Genomic DNA, 18,454 nt, shown 5'->3' with positions numbered 1-18,454 from the left:
GGGCACACCCGGCGCGGGCGGGAACGCCGGTCCGTTCGGCGGCTGGTTCGGGTCGCCGTTGGGCGGCTGGGTCATCGGTCTCCCCCGGGATGGACCTCGGTGCGCCGGTCGGTACGTGCGCGTTCGACGGAGAGGTTATCGGCCATCGACCGATCCGTGCTGCCCGCTCCGGGAGGGAGTGAGGATCAATCAGATTGGTGACTGATTGTCACCAAATAAGCGCGTCCAGTTGTCATTGTCGGGTTTCCTGCCTACCGTCGTCCCGGTGCGGGGGGCCGGCACGGGCGGGTGGCCCGACCGGGACGCGGTAAGCGACGGACAGGTACAACGCCGGGAGGCACGGCATGCGCGATGCTGCGGACAACACCCCTCGTAGCCACTTCTCCAACGGTGACGACGGCCGCCGGGCGGTACCCGGGGCCATGCCGGTCAACGAGCGGGCGTACCGGCGGGTGACCGACCAACCGGACGAGCTGCGCAGCCTGTCCCGGCCCACCCGGGCGACCCGCGACGACGAGGGCGCGGGGTACGTGATCCACCTGCCGGTCCGGGTCGACGATCTCGCCGCCGCGACCGGTCTGGCCTGCACCGTGGCCGTGTCACTGGGCTACATGTCGGAACTCGACCCGGGGGAGACCACCGTCTCCACCGTCGACGACCAGAACAACCGGCACCGGGTCTTCTGCGACCTGCTGCTGCCGGACCGCTCCCGGTGCCCCCAGCGGTACAACCACCGGGGGCCCTGCGGCGAGCCGCCGGCCGGCTCCGAGCGTCGTCCCGCGCCCCGGCGGCCGGTCAGCCCGTAGGCTGTCGCCGACCATTCCACAGATTAGGAGCGCTCAAGCGATGCAGAAGTGGGAGTACGCCACGGTGCCGCTGCTGGTGCACGCGACCAAGCAGATCCTCGACAACTGGGGCGAGGACGGCTGGGAACTCGTCGGCGTGGTGCCCGGCCCGAACCCGGAGCAGCTCGTCGCCTACCTGAAGCGGCCCAAGGCATGAGCGGTGGCGCGCACGCGAAGCTGGCCGAGCTGGGGCTGACCCTGCCCGAGGTCGTACCGCCGGTCGCCAGCTACGTACCGGCCGTGCAGTCCGGCAAGCACGTCTACGTCTCCGGCCAGCTGCCGATGGCCGAGGGCAAGCTGCTCGCCACCGGCAAGGTCGGCGCCGGGGTCTCCGCCGAGCAGGCCAAGGACCTGGCCCAGCGCTGTGCCCTCAACGCGCTCGCCGCGATCGACTCGCTGGTCGGCCTGGAGAACGTGGTCAAGATCGTCAAGCTGACCGGGTTCGTCGCCTCGGCGCCGGGCTTCACCGGGCAGCCGGGTGTGATCAACGGCGCGTCGGACCTGTTCGGCGCGGTCTTCGGCGAGGCGGGCCGGCACGCCCGGAGCGCGGTCGGCGTCGCCGAGCTGCCGCTGGACGCCCCGGTCGAGGTCGAGGTCATCGTCGAGGTCGACTGACCCGGCGATACCCCACCTGCCCCGCGATCTTGCGCTTTCGGCCCCGACGTATCCGCCTGAAGGGTGCATAACGAGGGCCGGAACTGCAAGATCGCGGGGAGTTGCCGGCAGGGTCGTACGATCACAGCCATGGCGGGGCATGTGACAGCACCGGCGGCTGCGCTCGCCGACGGGCTCCCGGGCTGGGTGACGCTGCTGCGCGCCCCGAACCCGGGCCCGATGACACTCGACGGCACCAACACCTGGGTACTCAGCCCCCCGGGCGGGCGGCACTCGATCGTGATCGACCCCGGGCCGGACGACGCCGGGCACCTGACCCGGATCGCCGCACACGCCCCGGTCGGGCTGGTCCTCGTCACCCACGGCCACCCCGACCACACCGACGGCGTCCGGCGCCTGCACGAACTGCTCGACGGGGTACCCGTACTCGCCGCCGACCCGGCGCACACCCTCGCCGGTGCACCCCTGGCCGGCAGCTCCTGGACGGCACCCGTCGACACCGGCTGCCGGATCGAACTGCTCCCCACCCCCGGGCACACCGGCGACTCGGTCTGCTTCCTCGTCGAGTACGCCGGTGAGCAGGTCGTGTTCACCGGGGACACCATCCTCGGCCGGGGCACCACCGTGGTCGCCCACCCCGACGGGGACCTGGGCGACTACCTCGCCAGCCTGGAACTGCTCTCGGCGTACCGGGAGATCCCCGCCCTGCCCGGCCACGGCCCGGCGCTGGCCGACTGCGGTGCCGCCGCCGACTTCTACCTCGCCCACCGCCGGGCCCGGCTCGACCAGGTCCGGGCGGCGGTCGCCGGCGGCGCCGGCACCGCCGCCGAGGTGGTCGCCCGGGTCTACGCGGACGTCGACCGGGCACTCTGGCCCGCCGCCGAGTGGTCCGTCCGCGCCCAGCTCGCCCACCTGGCGCGGGACGGTGCCGACGCTGGCGCAGCGGCGCGGGAATCCGACCCCGGGGTCGGTGGGTTGGACCAGCCGTGACCTGCCCGGTGTGCGGAACCGTCGCCGTACCCGGCGCCCGGTTCTGCCACAACTGCGGAGCCGCGCTGCCGGCCGCCGCCACCCTGCCCGCCGCCGAGCGGCGGGTCGTCACCGTGCTCTTCGGCGACCTCTCCGACTTCACCTCCTGGTCCGAGGACCTCGACCCGGAACGGGTCGGCGCGGTCACCGACCGGGTCCTCGCCGCGCTGGCCGGCGCGGTGAAGACCTTCGGCGGGCACGTCGACAAGCTCACCGGGGACGGGATCATGGCCGTCTTCGGTGCCCCGGTCGCCCACGAGGACGACGCCGAACGCGCCGTCCGCGCCGCGCTCTCCATGCAGCGGGCCGTCCGACGGGTACTCGACGACGAGCGGGGCGGTGGCGCACCGCTGGGACTGCGGGTCGGGCTGAACACCGGTGACGTCATCGCCGGCATCCAGGCCGCCATCGAGTACACCGTCATCGGCGACACCGTGAACACCGCCGCCCGGCTCGCCGACGCCGCCGCCATCGGCGCCGTCTACGCCGGCTCGCGGACCGCCGCCGCCACCCGGCACGTCGCCTCCTGGCGGGCCCTGCGCCCGCTGAAGCTCAAGGGCAAACGGGAGCCGGTCGAGGCGTACGAACTGCTCGGCCTCTTGGACGCACCGGGTACCCGCTCCGGGCTCGGCGACGAGGCGCCCTTCGTCGGCCGGGAGACCGAGATCGGTCGGGTCGCCGGCCGGCTCGCCGAGGTCATCGACCGGGGTGAACCCCGGGTACTGCTGATGACCGCCGAGGCGGGCATCGGCAAGAGCCGGTTCGCCGCCGAGGCGGAACGGCTCGCCGCCGGGTACGACGTGGGCGCCGGCCGGTACGCCGCGCACACCGGCGCCCGGGTGCTCTCGGTCCGTTGCGTCGCGTTCGGCGAGCGGCGCCGGCTCGCACCCCTGGCCGACCTGGTCCGGGCCGCGGTCGGCCTGCCCGGCGACAACGCCACCGCGGTCACCCGTGCCGTGGTCGAGGAACGGTTGCGCCGGCTCGGCCAGCGGCTGGCCCGGCTCCGTCCCGACCCGCCGCCGATCGCCGTCGACCAGCTCCTCGGCCTGCTCGGCTACGCCGAACTGCCGACCGGGCACGGCGGTACCGCACAGGCCGGCGAGTGGGCCTCGGCCGGGCCGGCACCCGACGCGGAGGCGCTGCCCACCGCCGTCGCCGAACTGCTCAGCGGGCTCGCCGCCGAAGCCCCGCTGGTGGTGATCGTCGACGACCTGCACGACGCCACCCCGGAGACCATCAACGCCCTCGGCGGCACCCTCTCCCGGCTCACCGGGCCGGTACTGGTCCTCCTCTTCGGCCGGCCGGAACTGGTCCGTACCGCCGGCACCCTCACCCGGGTCGCCGACGCCGAGGTGCACGCCCTGCCGCCGCTGCGCGGTGCCGACGCCGCCCGGCTGCTCACCACCTACCTCAACGGTGGCAAGCTGCCCCAGGCCGACGCCGACCGGCTGCTCGCCACCGCCCAGGGCAACCCGTTCTACCTCGCCGAACTGGTCACCCTGCTGATGGAACGGGGCGCGCTCACCCCGGTCACCGACCGGGCGGCGCTCGCCGACCGCAGCCGTGGTGCCGGCGCCGACCGGGGTACCCGGGCCGGTGCCGACCGGGCCGGGGCCGGGCCCAACGGGGCGGGTGCCGGGGGCACGACGCTCTGGCGGCTGGCCCCCGGGTCGCTCGGCAGCCGGCTGCTCTCCCGGGACCTGGCCGCCGTGCTCGCCGCCCGGATCGACGCGCTCCCCACCGAGGCACGGTCGGTGCTGCGGGACGCGGCGGTGATCGGTGACACCGTGCCCACCGGTGCCCTGGAGGCGTTGCAGGAACGCCGGTCCGGCCGGGACGGCCGGCCGGCCGCCGTGGTCGCCGTCGAACTCGACCGGGCCGTCGAGGAACTGCTGCAACGCCGGATGCTGCACCGCACCCGTACCGGGTACGCCTTCGCCACCCCGCTCATGCGGGAGGCCACCTACACCGGGATCAGCAAGGCCGACCTCGCCGAACGGCACGCCGCGCTGGCCCGCTGGGCGGCCCCGCCGGTCACCGGTACCGGCACCGGGACGGCCCCGCCGGCCGGGATGACCGAGGCGGTCCGGGACGCGTTCGTCGCCGACCACGTCGAACGGGCCGCCGCGCTCGCCGACGCGGTCGGGCTGCGGCCGGACGCGGTGGCGCGTACGGTCACCCCGCTGGGCGTGACGGCCCTCGGCCGGTCCGCCCGTCGGTCGCTCTCCGCCGGGGAGCCGGTCGCCGCGGTCGAGTACGCCGAGCGGGCTGCCGCGCTCGCCGGGGAACTCGTCTCCGCCGCCGACCGGCTGGTGCACGCCCGGGCGCTGCTCCAGGTCGGCCGGGCCGCCGAGGCCCTCGCCTACGCCGAGAAGATCGGCGCCGACGCCGGGGACGACAGCGGTACCCGGGCCAGTGCGCTGCTCGTCGCCGGGCAGGCGTACCAGAGCCTCGGGGACCGGCAACGGGCCGTGGACACCTGGCAGGAGGCCCTCCAGGTGGCCACCGTCGCCGGACTGCCGGGGCAGCGCGCCTCGGCGATGCGCCGGCTCGGCATGGCCGACTTCCTCGGCGGCCGGCTCGGGCAGGCCAGCAGCCGCCTCGCCGCCGCGTACCAGGTCAGCCTCGCCGCGAAGGACGTACGCGGGCAGGCGTGGTCGTTGCAGAACCTGGCCTGGGTGACCACCACCCGGGGCGACTTCGCCGGTACCGACGCCGTGCTCGGCCGGGCCGCCCGGCTCTTCGCCCAACTCGGTGACCCGTACGGGCGGGCCTGGCTGCGCGGTACGACCGCGTTCGCCCGGCTGCTCGCCGGTCGGCTCGGTGAGGCGTGCCGGCTGGCCCGGGTGTTCCTGCCGTTCGGGGAGCGGGTCGGTGAGGCGTGGGCGGTCGGCACGTTGCGTGCCGTGGAGGCGTTCGCCACCGCCGAACTGGGTGACCTGGCCGAGGCCGACCGGGAGGCCCGGCGGGCGTACCGGGACTTCGTCGCCGCCTCGGACGACTGGGGGCGGGGCTTCGCGCTGGTCGTACGCGGGGTGGTGGCCCGTGGGCTCGGCGAGTCGGAACACGCCGCCGACCTGCTCACCGACGCGCTCGCGTTCGGCGAACGGACCGCGCACCCGCTGCTCACCGGGATGGCCGGGACGCTGCGCGGGTTCGTCGCCCTGGACTCCGGTGACGTGGTGGCGGCGGAGCGGGACGCCCGGGCGGTACTCGCGGCGGTCGAGCCGCACAACCCGCAGGCACCGGCCCAGGTCGGGCCCCGGGTGCTGCTCGCCACGGCCCGGCTCGCCGCCGGGGACGCCGGTACCGCCGTCGGGTTGCTCGCCCCGGTGGCGACCGCCGCCAACGCACCCGCCCTGCTCTTCTCCCGCCGGCAGACCCTGGCCCGGTACGCCTCCGCGTTGCTCGCCATCGGACAGCGGGAACAGGCGCTGGACTGGGCCCGCCGGGCGGTGGCGGCACCGGCGGAGGACGTGCGCAGCCGGGTGGTGGCCGCCGAGGTGCTGGCCGAGACCCTGGCCGCCAACGGCCACGACGACGACGCGCTCGCTGCCGCCGACGAGGCGGTACGCCTGGCGTACGCCACCGAGCAGCGCGGCGAGCGGGCCGGCGCGGACGCCCTGCGCGCCCGACTGGCCGGGGTGTCCGTCGAGGTTGTCGGTTCCGCTGATGCTTCCGCCGGCGCCACCGGCTAGCGTGGCAGTTCCACGCCGGCAATCCTGCCGGCCGCCGGGACAGTCCACAGTGGCACCGGTGCCGTCCCTCCCGGGAGGATCGCCATGTCGTTGCCCCGCTCCGTCGCGGGCTGGACGATCGCGGTCTTCGGCCTGATCGCCCTGGTGCTCGGGATCGTCGGCCTGGTCCGGCCCGACACGTTGCTCGGCCTGATGGGCTTCGAGTCGGTGCCGCCGGGGGAACGGGCCTCCGGCGACCACACCCGGACGTTCATGGCGGCCTCCTCGATGGCGTCGCTCAACATGGGCGTCTACTACCTGGTCGCGTCGGCCACCGAGTGGCGGGCGTTCTACCGGTTCACGGTGCCCTTCCGCCTGCTCACCTGCACCGTGTTCCTGGCTCTGGTGCTGACCGGGGTGACACCCGGCCGGTTCGCCGGGGTGGCGGTCTGGGAGGGGGTCGGTGCGCTGCTCACCGGCTGGGGACTCTGGTACGACAGTCGCCGTCCGTCGGGTCGTCCGTCGACCCGGCCCGTCGCGTCCACGGACGCGGGACGCTGACCAGTCGGACCGGTTGGGTATTTTCAGAGCCGTGACCGACACCCCGCCCGGCGCGCTGCCGCTGCCCGTCGTGCCTGGACTGACGGATCTGGAGGTGTTTGCCCGGGGCGGCTACGCCACCGTCTACCGGGCGACCCAGATGTCCGTCGGCCGCGAGGTGGCGGTCAAGGTGGAGAACCGCACCCTGGACAGCGAACGGGACCAGGCCCGGTTCCTGCGGGAGGCCCGGGCGGCCGGCCGGATGTCGTCACACCCGCACGTCGTGGATCTCTTCGACGTCGGGGTCACCCCGGACCAGCACCCCTACCTGATCATGGAGTTGTGCGACGGCTCGTACGCCGAGCGGATGCGTACCTCGCCGCTGGGGCCGGTGGAGACCCGCGACCTCGGGGTGAAGATCGCCGACGCGCTCGCCCACTCGCACGCGGCCGGGGTGCTGCACCGTGACGTGAAGCCGGCCAACATCCTCTATTCGCACTTCAACCCGGCGGTGCTGGCCGACTTCGGGCTCGCCGTCCTGGCCGAGGTCCGGGATCCGACGGTCACGCTGGAGGTGCTGACCCCGGCGTACGCGCCGCCGGAGATGTTCAGCCACCACGACCCGTCGCCCGCCGTCGACGTGTACGCGCTCTGCGCCACCCTCTACGCCGTCATGCACGGCCGGCCACCCCGCTGGCAGTCGGAGCGCAACCCCAGTCTGGTCACCGTGCTGGAGATGTTCCACCAGCCGATCCCCGGGCTGCCCGGGGTGCCGACGGAACTGGTCGACCTGCTCCGCGCGGGAATGGCGAACGACCCGGGCGCCCGCCCGTCGGCGGTGGAGCTGCGTGACCTGCTGGCCGGTCTGCAACTCGGGCCCCCGGCGCCCGGCCCGTCGTTCGGGCCCCCGGTGACGCCGACCTCCGGCGGCCCGACCGTCGGCTGGTACACGGGCGGCCAGCACACCCACACCACGACCGGTCACCCCACGCCCCGGCCGCCGGTGGAGGACAGCCACCCGACGGTACCCACCCCGCCGGCCCGACGACGTCGACGCTGGTTCCTCGGTGGCAGCGTCGGGGTGCTGGCCCTGGCCGCCTCGGCGACCGCCGGGGCGTGGCTGGCCAAGGGTCCCGCCGACCCGGGCCCGTCGCCCAGCACGGCCAGCAGCACCTGGAACACGCCCTCCCGACAGGGTGGTGGCGCACTGCCGGGCTGCCTGGTGACCCTGCCCGGTGGTGGTCGCTGCTCCACGGACCTGGAGTGCTTCGGCCCGATCGAGATCAGCCGACGGCGGGCCGAGGCGGAGCAGGTGTCCTGCCAGGGGCCGCACACCTGGGAGAGCTACGCCCAGGGTGATCTGCCACCGGGCGTGCCGGCGACCGACCACGAACGGGTCGGGGCGGACCCGACCGTACGGCAGGTCTGCAACGAGGTCACCTTCCGGGTGACCACCGGTCTGATGAGCACGACCGGCTGGCGGTTCGAGGTGCTCCCGCCGACCGGCTCGACGGCCGGTGACCGCACCTACCGCTGCCTGGCCGGCCGGGGAGCCGACGCGCTGAGCGGGCCGACGCTCACCAACGGCTGACCGGGAGTCGCCGTAGGGCCGTCAGGGGTGCCGCTGGATCGGCCCGGCGGGCCCGCGTCTGCCCTGGTGGTCCCGGATGGGGGTGAGCGCCTCCAGGGTTATCGCGTCGATCTGGGTGCCGGCCTGCGGGCCTGCCGGCCGTTCGGCCGGCGCCGGCGCGGGCGGATCCGCCGGCTCGGGTGGCCGGTTGCGGGCCGCGCCGAGGGCCACGGTGCAGACCATCGCGAGCAGCACGCCGAACAGGGCCAGGGCGACCCTGGTCAGGCTGCCCTCCACCAGGACGATGGCGACCACCAGGCCGACCGAGCCGAGAGCGGCGAGGAGCGCGATGCTGCGGGCCGTACCGGGGCGTCTCACGCTCCGATGATCCCCTGCGGTACCCGACTCGTCCAGCCCGTGCCTTCGGCTCAGCGGAAGGCGCTACGGGCGGTGGGACGGAGCCGGAGCGTCCAGGGTGCCCCGGCGAGCAGGCCGTCGAGCCGGGGTGCCAGGACGTCCCGCCACTCCGGGTCGGTCGTGAGGCGTGCGGTGGCCTGCTCGTGGTGCCCGTCGTCGGCGAACGCCGCCAGCCAGACGTAGACGTTCTCGCCCTCCCGCACCGGTAGTGCGGGAAAGTCGTTCGCCACCGGCGCGGTACACAGGGTCCACACCGGGACCTGGAACACCCGCTCCAGCGCCGGCCGAATCTCGTCGTCCAGGTACCGCAGCCCGTCCCCGGCGGACACCGGCAACGGGTACACCATGCCGGCCACCAGTGGCCCGGTACCGCCGGTGGGGACCGGAGCCGGCGGCGGACCCGGGTGCGACCAGGGGCGCCCGGCGGGTGTGGGGCGGAGCAGCAGGACGTCGTCGGAATCGATCATGGTCGCGTTGGCTGCCGTCCGGTGCGCCCGCCAGACCGGGCCGGAGTAGAAGGTGGTCAACCCGGTGAGCCGGCTGGCCAGGTCGGCGAAGCCCCGGAGCCAGACGAACCGGTCGGGGCGGTCCAGGTCCCGGAACGTACCGAGGATCCGGAGCCCGACCTCCTCCTGGCTCTCCACGAACTCACGTTCGAAGAGGTCGATCAGGTCGTCCCGGCGCCCCGGATGCAGCGTGTACTGCCGCAGCTCGACAACGGTGCAGGTGGTACCGGTGGGCCGTGCGGCCCCGGTGGTGCGTGCGGTCATGCGGGCGACCCTAGTGCGGGATCCTGTCAGCCCTTGTCATGATCCGGGGAGTGCGCCGATCCGAGGGCCGGACCAGAGGTGGGGCGGTCCACTGTGCCCTCACCCCGGGTCGTTCGGTCGATCGCGCCCGGTGATCCGGGTAGCTACGCTGGGCATCCGATCCGTCACCAGGACGAGGACGCCGATGAACAGAACGCCGGCCGGTCTCCGGTCCATCGCCACCGCCCTGTCCGTCACCCTGACCCTGACGCTCGCCGCCGGCGCCGGCTGCCAGGAGAAGGAACGCTCCATCCCCACGGTCCGGGAGAAGATGGAGAAGACCCACATCAACGGGCAGCCGAAGCTGACCGTCGGTATCGGCATCTCCCAACCGCTGCTCAGCGAGCAGCGCAACGGGGTCTACAGCGGCTTCGACGTGGAGATCGCGCGCTACATCGCCGAGTCGCTCGGTTACCGGGTCAACGGCGCGTTCGACGGGGTCGACGACGCGGTCACCCTGGTCCAGCTCGGCACCGAGAAGCGGATCGAGGCGTTGCAGAGCGGCGACGTCGACTTCGTGGTCGCCGCCTTCTCGATGACCGAGGAGCGGGAGAGGGACATCAGCTTCGCCGGCCCCTACCTGGTGACCACCCAGGAGGTGCTGATCCCGGTCCGGCTCCGGGACAAGATCCGCACCATCGACGACCTGAGCGCCGCCGGGGTCCGGGTCTGCGCCAGCGGCGGCTCGACCAGCCAGCAGGAGCTGATCAGGCTCGGCATCAAGCCGGCGACGCGGGCGACCGTCCGGGAGTGCGTCGACGGCATCATCGCCAACGAGTACGACGTGGTCAGTTCGGACGAGACCATCCTCGCCGGGTTCCGCTACCAGCATCCCGGCCAGTTCGAGATCGTCGACATGCCCTTCGGCGCCACCGAACTGCTCGGTGTCGGCGTACCGAAGACCGACCCGCACCTGCGGGACCTGATCGCGTTCTTCCTGAACAAGAGCTACCTGGCCAGCCGCCGGGGTGAGGCCAACCCCTGGCAGGCGGCCTACAACGCGACGCTGGGCAACTACGTCAAGCCGGGGCGGAAGCAGCCGCCCCCGCAGAACGTCCCGGAACTGGTCGACTTCGACGACAAGACCCGCAGTCGATGACTGCGACGGTGGGGCCGCGTAGCGTCGCCGTCCCGGCCGTCGACGAGGCGACGGTCCGCCGGGAACGCTCCAGTCAGTCCTTCTGGACCGTGGTGGTCGGCGTACCGGCGGTCTTCTCGGTGCTTCGCCTCGGCGTGGAGGCCGGCGGCGAGTTGCAGACCACCCTGCTGCTGGTGGCGAACGTCGGTCCGGTGAACCTGGTCGCCGGCATGTTCACCACCGCCGCCCGGTTCGTCTCGACCGGCCTGGTGGCGGTCTTCGCCATCGGCTCGGTGCTCGGGGTCAGCGCCGCCCGGCTGGACGGCTTCCGCCGACCGCTCTTCGCCCGCTGGCTCGACATCACCCCGGCCTGGTTCATCGGTGCCAGCTTCGCGGTGGCCGTGGCCACCTGGCACATCCTCTACCTGCCGCTACTGCTGCCGGCACTCGCCGCCACCCTCCAGCTCAGCCCGCAGCGCCTGCACGAGCGCCGGGTACCCCGGATCCTGCTGCTCGCCCTCCTGCTCGGCGGCTACTACTGGCTGCTGCTGCCCACCGTGCTCGACGCCTGGGTGCAGGAGGAACTGGTCGCGGTGCTGCTCTTCGTCGCCCCGCCGCTGCTGGCGCTCGGCATCACCGGCCCGGTACCCCGGCTGGTGGTGCAGCCGCTCGCGGTGGGTACCCAGGCCGCTGTCCTGGCGATGCTGGTCTGGGCGGCCGTACCGGTGATCACGTCACCGGTGCTGCCGTTGACGGTGACCACCGTGGACGACGGTACCGGCGGGACGGAGGACATCCGGGGGCACGTGGTGACCACCGACGACGTCAACGTGGTGATCCTCCAGGAACGTGGCGGCGTGCGGTACGTGCCGGTGGACCGGGTCGGCGGGCAGGTGCTCTGCCCCACCGAGGCGGAACTGCCCCGGCACCGGCTCTGGGTACGCGACTTCCACGTCGACGACTCGCTGCTGGAGGGGCTGGGCCGCCGGGTCCGACCGGTGCAACGCCTCGACGCCGCCTGCCGCACCGCCGTACCCGGCTGAGCCGTCCCGGCCCTGCGGCCCGGACCTCGTGCCGGACGGCGCGGCCCCGCACCTCGTGCCGGACGGCGCGGCCCCGCACCTCGTGCCGGACGGCGCTGCCCGGACCCCGTGTGGTCCGGCGCGGACGCTGTCGAGCTGCTGGCACATGCGGAGCGCTCCATCCGTGCCAGCAGCTCGACAGCGTCGGCGGCCCGGTGGGCCGGCAGCTCGACCTGGCCGCCCTGCTCAGTACGACTTGTCCTGGCCGAGGACGTGCTGCGCGACGAAGTTGAGGATCATCTCCCGGCTGACCGGGGCGATCCGGCCGGCGCGTACCGCCCCGAGCAGGGTGGCCACCCCGTACTCGGTGGTCATGCCGGCCCCACCGTGCACCTGGACGGCGGTGTCCACGGCGAGCGCGGCGGCCTCCCCGGCGGCGTACTTGGCCATGTTGGCGGAGACCCCGGCCTCCAGGTCCCGTCCCGCGTCGTACAGGGTGGCCGCCTTGTAGATCATCAGTCGGGCCAGTTCCACCTGCACGGCCGCGTGCGCCAGGGGATGCGCCACCCCCTGGTGCGAGCCGATCGTCCGACCACCCCACACCTTCCGGGTCGCGGTGTACGCCGAGGCACGCTCGATGGCGTACCGGCCGGTGCCGGCACCCATCGCGGCCACCGTGATCCGCTCCGGGTTCAGCCCGGAGAAGAGCGCCGGCAGCCCCGAGTCGAGGTCACCGACGAGCGCGTCGGCGGGCAGCCGCACGTCGTCGAGGTAGAGCAGGAACTGGTTCTCCGGGGAGAGGATCTCCATGTCCAGTTTCGACCGGGTCATGCCGGCCGCGTCGGTCGGTACGACGAACAGCGCCGGCTTGAGCTTCCCGGTGGTGGCGTCCTCGGTCCGGGCGACGACCAGCACGAACTGCGCCTCGTCGACCCCGGAGATGTAGCACTTGCGCCCGGAGAGCAGCCAGTCGTCGCCGTCCCGCCGGGCCACGGTGCCGAGCCGGTGGAAGTTGGACCCGGCCTCCGGTTCGGTGATCGCGAAGACCACCTTCAGCGAGCCGTCGGCGAACCCGGGCAGGAACCGTTTCCGCTGCTCCTCGGTGCCGTGCCGGGCGATGACCGTGGCGGCGATGGCGGGGGAGACCACCAGCAGCAGCAGCGGACAGCCGGCCGCCGCCAACTCCTCGCAGACGATGGCCAGCTCGGTGATGCCGCCGCCGCCCCCGCCGTACTCGGTGGGGATGTTGACCCCGAGGTAGCCGAGCCGGCCGGCCTCGGCCCACAGTTCGGTGGTGTGTTCCCCGGCCCTGGCCCTGGCCACGAAGTACTCGTGGCCGTAGCGTCGGCCCAACGCCCGTACGGCGTCACGGAGCTGGTCCTGTTCGTCGGTGAGGTCGAAGTTCATCGCGGCCCTCCCAGGGGTGTCTACTCGGACGAGACGACGGCGAGCACGGTGCCGGTGTCGACCTGGCCGCCCACCGGCACCGGCAGTTCGGCGACCACCCCGTCGGCGGGGGCGAGCACGGGGTGCTCCAGCTTCATCGCCTCCAGGGTCAGCAGCAGCGCACCGGCGGCCACCCGCTGCCCCGGCTCGACGTGCACCCGGCTGACCGTGCCGGGCAGCGGCGCGACCAGCGAACCCTCGGCCAGCTCGGCGGTCGGCTCGGGGAACCGGGGCAACTCGGTGAGAGTGACCGTCCCCTCGGCGTCGGCCACCAGGTGGTCGGCGCCCACCCGGTGCACCGTGTAGGGACGGCGTACCCCGGCCACGTCCAGTACCACCCGTTCCGGGGACGCCGACACCAGCACCACCGCCGGCTCCGCCGCCACCGGTCCGGTCGCCGTCGGAGCTGCCGGCGAGGTCGCCTCCGCCGCCCCGGCCGGCTCGGCCGACCAGGCGGCCAGCGCCCCGGACCGGTCCAGCCGGTAGGTCACCTCCAACTCGCCGTCCGGCCCGGCGAACCGGCAGCACTGCGGCACCGCCGGCACGTTGCGCCAGCCGGACGGCAACCCCGCCAGTACGGGTACGTCCGCCCGGCGGGCGGCGGCCCCGGCCAGCGCGGCGGCCAGCGCGGCGAGGCGTACGCCCCCGGCCGGTCGCAGCGGGGTGAAGACCTCCGGGTGCGGGTCCAGGAAGCCGGTGTCGATTTCGGCGGCCCGGAAACTGTCGCTGTCGAGTACCCGGACCAGCAGGTCCCGGTTGGTGGTGACCCCGTGCAGCTCGGCCCGGCCCAGCGCGCCGGCCAGCAGCCGGGCCGCCTCGTCCCGGGTGGGCGCCCAGGCGACCAGCTTGGCCAGCATCGAGTCGTAGTGCACCCCGACCACGGAGCCGTCGCGTACCCCCGAGTCCAGCCGCAGGCCGGGCCCGGACAGCGCGGCGAACTCGGCAGCCACCTGCGGTACGGCGAACCGGTGCAGGGTGCCGGTGGCCGGCAGGAAGCCGGCGGCCGGGTCCTCGGCGCAGAGCCGTACCTCGATGGCGTGGCCGGTGGTCGGCGGCGCGTCGGTGACCGGCAGCGCCCGACCCTCGGCGACCAGCAGTTGCAGCCGGACCAGGTCCAGCCCGGTGACACACTCGGTGACCGGGTGCTCCACCTGGAGCCGGGTGTTCATCTCCAAGAAGTAGAACTCCCCGTCCGGGGCGAGCAGGAACTCGACCGTGCCGGCGCCCACGTAGCCGACCGCCCGGCCGGCGGCGACCGCCGCGTCGGCGAGCCGCTGCCGCAGGTCGGCCGGAACGACCGCCGGGGCCTCCTCGACGATCTTCTGGTGCCGGCGCTGGATGGAGCACTCGCGTTCGCCGAGGCTGACCACCGTGCCGTGGCTGTCGCCGAAGATCTGCACCTCGACGTGGCGGGAGCGTTCCACGTACCGCTCGATGAAGACCGTGCCGTCACCGAACGCGGCCGCCGCCTCGCGTTCGGCCGACGCCACCGCGTCGGCCAGCTCCGCCGGGTCACGGACGATGCGCATGCCACGCCCGCCGCCCCCGGCGGACGCCTTCACCAGCACCGGGAACCCGGTGATCTGCTCCGGCCCGGTGAAGGTCGGCAGCATCGGTACCCCGGCCTCGGCGAGCAGCGCCTTCGCGGCCATCTTGTCGCCCATCGCGGCGATCGCCTTCGGCGGTGGCCCCACCCAGGTCAGCCCGGCGTCGACCACGGCGGCGGCGAAGTCGGCGTTCTCGGCGAGGAAACCGTAACCGGGGTGCACGGCGTCCGCACCGGACCGGCGGGCCGCGTCGATCACCAGGTCGGCCCGGAGGTACGTGTCGGCGGGTGCGTTGCCGGGCAGCCGGACCGCCAGGTCGGCGTCGCCGACGTGCGGGGCGTCCGCGTCGGCGTCGGAGTGCACCGCGACGGTACCGATGCCCAGGGCGCGGCAGGTGGCGAAGACCCGGCGGGCGATCTCACCCCGGTTGGCGACGAGGAGTTTCCTGATCATGATTACTGCTCCTCACATCCGGAAGACGCCGAAGTTGTCGGCACCCCGAACCGGTCCACTGTGGATGGCGGAGAGGCAGAGCCCGAGGACGGTACGGGTGTCCCGGGGGTCGATCACCCCGTCGTCGTAGAGCCGGCCGGAGAGGAACAGCGCCCCGGACTGCGACTCGATCTGCTGCTCGACCATCATCCGCATGGCCGCGTCGGAGTCCTCGTCGTACGGCCGGCCCTTCACCTCGGCGGCCTGCCGGGCCACGATGGACAGCACCCCGGCCAACTGCGCCGGCCCCATCACCGCCGACTTCGCGTTCGGCCAGGTGAAGAGGAACCGGGGCTCGTACGCCCGACCGCACATGCCGTAGTTGCCCGCCCCGTACGAGGCGCCGAGGTTCACCGTCAGGTGCGGCACCGTCGAGTTGGACACCGCGTTGATCATGAGGGCGCCGTGCTTGATGATGCCGCGCTGCTCGTACTCGGTGCCGACCATGTAACCGGTGGTGTTCTGGAGGAAGACCAGCGGGGTGTCGGCGGCGTTGGCGAGCTGGATGAACTGCGCCGCCTTCTGCGCCTCGGCGCTGAACAGCACCCCCCGGGCGTTGGCCAGTACGCCCACCGGGTAGCCGTGCAGCTCGCCCCAGCCGGTTACCAGGGCGCTGCCGTACCCGGGTTTGAACTCGTCGAACTCGCTTCCGTCCAGCAGCCGGGCCAGCACCTCACGCGGGTCGAACGGGACCTTCAGGTCGGCGCTGGCGATGCCGAGCAGCTCCTCCACGTCGTACCTCGGCTCGGCGGGCCGCAGCGTACGCGGCGGCGGGCCCTGCTTGCGCCAGTTGAGCCGGCGGACGCACCGCCGGGCCAGCCGGATGCCGTCCCGCTCGTCCTCGGCCAGGAAGTCGGCGAGCCCGGAGGTGGCGGCGTGCATCGCCGCCCCGCCCAGCGACTCGTCGTCGGTCACCTCACCGGTCGCCATCCTCACCAGCGGTGGACCGGCCAGGAAGACCTTCGCCCGGTCCCGCACCATGATCGTGTGGTCGCACATGCCCGGCACGTACGCGCCACCGGCGGTGGCGTTGCCGAAGACCACCGCGACCGTCGGGATCCGGGCGGCGGAGAGCCGGGTCAGATCCCGGAACACCCGACCACCGGGAATGAAGATCTCCGCCTGGCTGGGCAGGTCCGCCCCGGCCGACTCCACCAGGTTGACCATCGGCAGCCGGTTGGCCAGCGCGATCTCCCCGGCCCGCCGGGTCTTCTTCAACGACCACGGGTTCACCGCGCCGCCGCGTACCGTCGGGTCGTTGGCGACGACCAGGCACTCCACCCCCTCGACCACGCCGATGCCGGTCACCACGCTCGCCCCGACCGGGAAGTCCGTCTCGTAGCCGGCCACCGGGGACAGCTCCAGGAACGGGCTGTCCCGGTCCAGCAGCAGCTCGATCCGCTCCCGGGGGAGCAGCTTGCCCCGGGCGTGGTGCCGGGCGACGTACTTCTCGCCGCCCCCGGCCCGGGCCAGGTCCAGTGCCGCGTCCAGCTCCGCGAGCCGGTCCAGCATCGCCGCCCGGTTCGCCCGGTACGCCGCGCCGCGCGGGTCGACCGTACTGGTCAGGACGGTCATCGCGGCATCCCCTCGGGTACCTTCACAACCCCATCCCCTTCGCGATGATCTCGTTCATGATCTCGGTGGTGCCGCCGCCGATGGAGAGGATCCGGGCGTCCCGGTAGTGCCGCTCCACCTCGGCGTCCCGCAGGTAGCCGAACCCGCCGTGCAACTGCACGGCCTGGTCGACGACGGCGTCACAGGCGGCCACGGCGACGTTCTTCGCCATCGCCACCTCGACCACCAGCGGCTCGCCGGCCACCACCCGGGTCGCCACCTCGTGCACGTACGTCCGGGCGGCGGCGACCCGGGTGGCCATCTCGGCGAGCCGGTGCCGGACGAGCTGCCGACTCGCCAACGGCCGGCCGAACGTCTCCCGCTCCCGGCACCACGCCACGGTCAGGTCGAGGCACCGCCGGGCGGTCGCGTACGCCTGGGTGGCCAGGGAGAGCCGCTCGGTGGCGAAGTGCCGCATCAGGGCGAGGAAGCCGTTGTCGGTGTCGCCGACCAGGTTCCCGACCGGTACCCGCACGTCGGAGAAGAACAGCTCGGCCGTGTCCGAGCAGTGCCAGCCCAGCTTCTCCAGCCGCCGCCCGACGGTGAACCCCGGCGTACCCCGGTCGATCACCAGCAGTGCCAACGGCCCCGCACCGGGATGGCCGGTACAGACCGCCGTGGTGACGAAATCGGCCCGTACCCCGCTGGTGATGTACGTCTTCCCGCCGTTGACCACCCAGTGGTCGCCGTCCCGGCGGGCGGTGGTGCGTACCCCCATCACGTCCGACCCGCCACCGGGCTCGGTGACCGCCAACGCGCCGATCAGCTCACCGGCCAGCGTCGGGCGTACGTACCGGTCGATCAGGTCGGGATTGCCGTCGGCGACGATGTGCGGCACCGCGATGCCGTGCGTGAACAGCGCCGCTACCAGCCCGGACGAGCCGCCCGACTGGATCAGCTCCTCGGTCACCACGATCAGGTCGAGCAGGTCCCCACCGCTGCCCCCGACCTTCTCCGGGAAGCCGATGCCGAGCAGACCCAGCCCGGCGGCGCGGGCGTGCAGCTCCCGGGGTACCTCACCGGCCCGCTCCCAGGAGTCCAGGTGCGGCAGCACCTCCTGCCGGACGAACCGGCGGGTCAGCTCCCGGAGCTGCCGACGCTCCGGGGTGTCCACGATGCTCACCGCTGCCCGCCGGCCGGCTCCGGGACCAGCTCCGCCGGCAGGTCGACGATCCGGGCGCGGAGCAGCTCCCCGAGCGCCTTGGCCTGCGGGTCGAACCGGGTGGAGGCGGCCACCCCCTGCCCGAGCAGACCCCGGACGACGAGGTTGACCGCCCGCAGGTTCGGCAGGTCGTACCGCTCGACGGGAAGCAAGGCGGTCTCCGGCAGCAGCTCGCGTACCCGGTCGACGGTGAGCCAGTCGCGCAGCCAGGCGTACCCGTCGTCGGTACGCGCCCAGACGCCGAGGTTGGCGTCCCCGCCCTTGTCGCCGGACCGGGCACCCACCACCGTGCCCAGCGGCCCCCGGACCACCTCGCCCGGGGCGTCGCGCTGCCCGCTGAGATGTTGGGAAGGGCCCCCCGTTATCGGATCCGGTAGAGGAAGGGGCCCTTCCAAGCACCTCTGCGGGGGTGGGACGGTGACCCGCCCGCCGGACGGGAGTACGGCGACGTGCTCGACGGCGGACTGAGGCACGGTGTCGGCGGTGAACACCCCGTACGGGGTGGCGTCGCCGGGGAGCGTGGTCAACGTGCAACCGGGATAGGAGGCCAGCGCCAGCTCCACGGCCGCCGCCGAGAAGGCCCGCCCGGCC

Annotated in this window: 16 protein-coding genes; 9 read left to right on the top strand and 7 right to left on the bottom strand. The window is 73.6% G+C overall.

Annotated elements, in window-relative coordinates; genetic code table 11:
- Positions 1 to 344: 344 nt before the first annotated feature.
- From GSF22_RS15790 to GSF22_RS15760, 7 genes are all read left to right on the top strand, one after another.
- Positions 345 to 806 (top strand): hypothetical protein, encoded by a 462-nt coding sequence (locus GSF22_RS15790; protein ID WP_208814342.1) that lies wholly within the window; start codon positions 345 to 347, stop codon positions 804 to 806.
- A 40-nt stretch (positions 807 to 846) separates the two neighbouring features.
- A complete protein-coding gene (locus tag GSF22_RS15785) occupies positions 847 to 1,002 on the top strand; it encodes a hypothetical protein (RefSeq protein ID WP_208814341.1) in 156 nt (51 codons plus the stop codon).
- Positions 999 to 1,460, top strand: a complete 462-nt coding sequence (locus GSF22_RS15780; protein WP_208814340.1) for a RidA family protein — start codon at positions 999 to 1,001, stop codon at positions 1,458 to 1,460. Before GSF22_RS15785 ends, GSF22_RS15780 begins: the two co-directional genes overlap by 4 nt.
- 129 nt (positions 1,461 to 1,589) lie before the next feature.
- Positions 1,590 to 2,450 (top strand): MBL fold metallo-hydrolase, encoded by an 861-nt coding sequence (locus GSF22_RS15775; protein WP_208814339.1) that lies wholly within the window; start codon positions 1,590 to 1,592, stop codon positions 2,448 to 2,450.
- Complete coding sequence (locus GSF22_RS15770; protein ID WP_208814338.1) at positions 2,447 to 6,187, top strand: adenylate/guanylate cyclase domain-containing protein; 3,741 nt, start codon at positions 2,447 to 2,449, stop codon at positions 6,185 to 6,187. Before GSF22_RS15775 ends, GSF22_RS15770 begins: the two co-directional genes overlap by 4 nt.
- 84 nt (positions 6,188 to 6,271) lie before the next feature.
- Positions 6,272 to 6,727, top strand: a complete 456-nt coding sequence (locus GSF22_RS15765; RefSeq protein WP_208814337.1) for a hypothetical protein — start codon at positions 6,272 to 6,274, stop codon at positions 6,725 to 6,727.
- Positions 6,728 to 6,758: 31 nt separating this feature from the next.
- Positions 6,759 to 8,297, top strand: a complete 1,539-nt coding sequence (locus GSF22_RS15760) for a serine/threonine-protein kinase (protein WP_208814336.1) — start codon at positions 6,759 to 6,761, stop codon at positions 8,295 to 8,297.
- Between the two features lie 21 nt (positions 8,298 to 8,318).
- On the opposite strand, the gene GSF22_RS15755 is transcribed toward GSF22_RS15760, so the two are convergent.
- Both GSF22_RS15755 and GSF22_RS15750 read right to left on the bottom strand, forming a co-directional pair.
- Positions 8,319 to 8,654 carry a hypothetical protein gene (locus GSF22_RS15755; RefSeq protein WP_208814335.1) on the bottom strand — a complete coding sequence of 112 codons (336 nt, stop codon included), beginning with the start codon at positions 8,652 to 8,654 and terminating at the stop codon, positions 8,319 to 8,321.
- 50 nt (positions 8,655 to 8,704) lie between these two features.
- A complete protein-coding gene (locus GSF22_RS15750; RefSeq protein ID WP_208814334.1) occupies positions 8,705 to 9,463 on the bottom strand; it encodes an NIPSNAP family protein in 759 nt (252 codons plus the stop codon).
- A 184-nt stretch (positions 9,464 to 9,647) separates the two neighbouring features.
- Here GSF22_RS15750 and GSF22_RS15745 point away from each other — a divergent pair, with 184 nt between their 5' ends.
- Both GSF22_RS15745 and GSF22_RS15740 read left to right on the top strand, forming a co-directional pair.
- Positions 9,648 to 10,601 (top strand): transporter substrate-binding domain-containing protein, encoded by a 954-nt coding sequence (locus GSF22_RS15745; RefSeq protein WP_208814333.1) that lies wholly within the window; start codon positions 9,648 to 9,650, stop codon positions 10,599 to 10,601.
- Positions 10,598 to 11,623 (top strand): hypothetical protein, encoded by a 1,026-nt coding sequence (locus GSF22_RS15740; protein ID WP_208814332.1) that lies wholly within the window; start codon positions 10,598 to 10,600, stop codon positions 11,621 to 11,623. The genes GSF22_RS15745 and GSF22_RS15740 overlap by 4 nt, the downstream gene beginning before the upstream one ends.
- A 225-nt stretch (positions 11,624 to 11,848) precedes the next feature.
- Here GSF22_RS15740 and GSF22_RS15735 read toward each other — a convergent pair whose 3' ends face one another.
- The 5 genes from GSF22_RS15735 to GSF22_RS15715 all read right to left on the bottom strand — a co-directional run.
- Positions 11,849 to 13,009 carry an acyl-CoA dehydrogenase family protein gene (locus tag GSF22_RS15735; protein WP_208814331.1) on the bottom strand — a complete coding sequence of 387 codons (1,161 nt, stop codon included), beginning with the start codon at positions 13,007 to 13,009 and terminating at the stop codon, positions 11,849 to 11,851.
- A 20-nt stretch (positions 13,010 to 13,029) separates the two neighbouring features.
- Positions 13,030 to 15,048 (bottom strand): ATP-binding protein, encoded by a 2,019-nt coding sequence (locus GSF22_RS15730; RefSeq protein ID WP_208814330.1) that lies wholly within the window; start codon positions 15,046 to 15,048, stop codon positions 13,030 to 13,032.
- 12 nt (positions 15,049 to 15,060) lie between these two features.
- Positions 15,061 to 16,662 carry an acyl-CoA carboxylase subunit beta gene (locus GSF22_RS15725; protein ID WP_208814329.1) on the bottom strand — a complete coding sequence of 534 codons (1,602 nt, stop codon included), beginning with the start codon at positions 16,660 to 16,662 and terminating at the stop codon, positions 15,061 to 15,063.
- A 22-nt stretch (positions 16,663 to 16,684) separates the two neighbouring features.
- Complete coding sequence (locus tag GSF22_RS15720; protein ID WP_208814328.1) at positions 16,685 to 17,824, bottom strand: acyl-CoA dehydrogenase family protein; 1,140 nt, start codon at positions 17,822 to 17,824, stop codon at positions 16,685 to 16,687.
- On the bottom strand, positions 17,821 to 18,454 hold a 634-nt coding region (locus GSF22_RS15715; RefSeq protein WP_439957784.1), incomplete at its 5' end, for an AtuA-related protein. The genes GSF22_RS15715 and GSF22_RS15720, both read right to left, overlap by 4 nt.

It is taken from the genome of Micromonospora echinofusca (assembly GCF_017614955.1).
In the GTDB taxonomy this organism is placed as follows: domain Bacteria; phylum Actinomycetota; class Actinomycetes; order Mycobacteriales; family Micromonosporaceae; genus Micromonospora; species Micromonospora echinofusca_A.
Note: the sequence above shows the minus strand (reverse complement) of the source record. Positions and strands in the feature narration are given on the sequence as shown.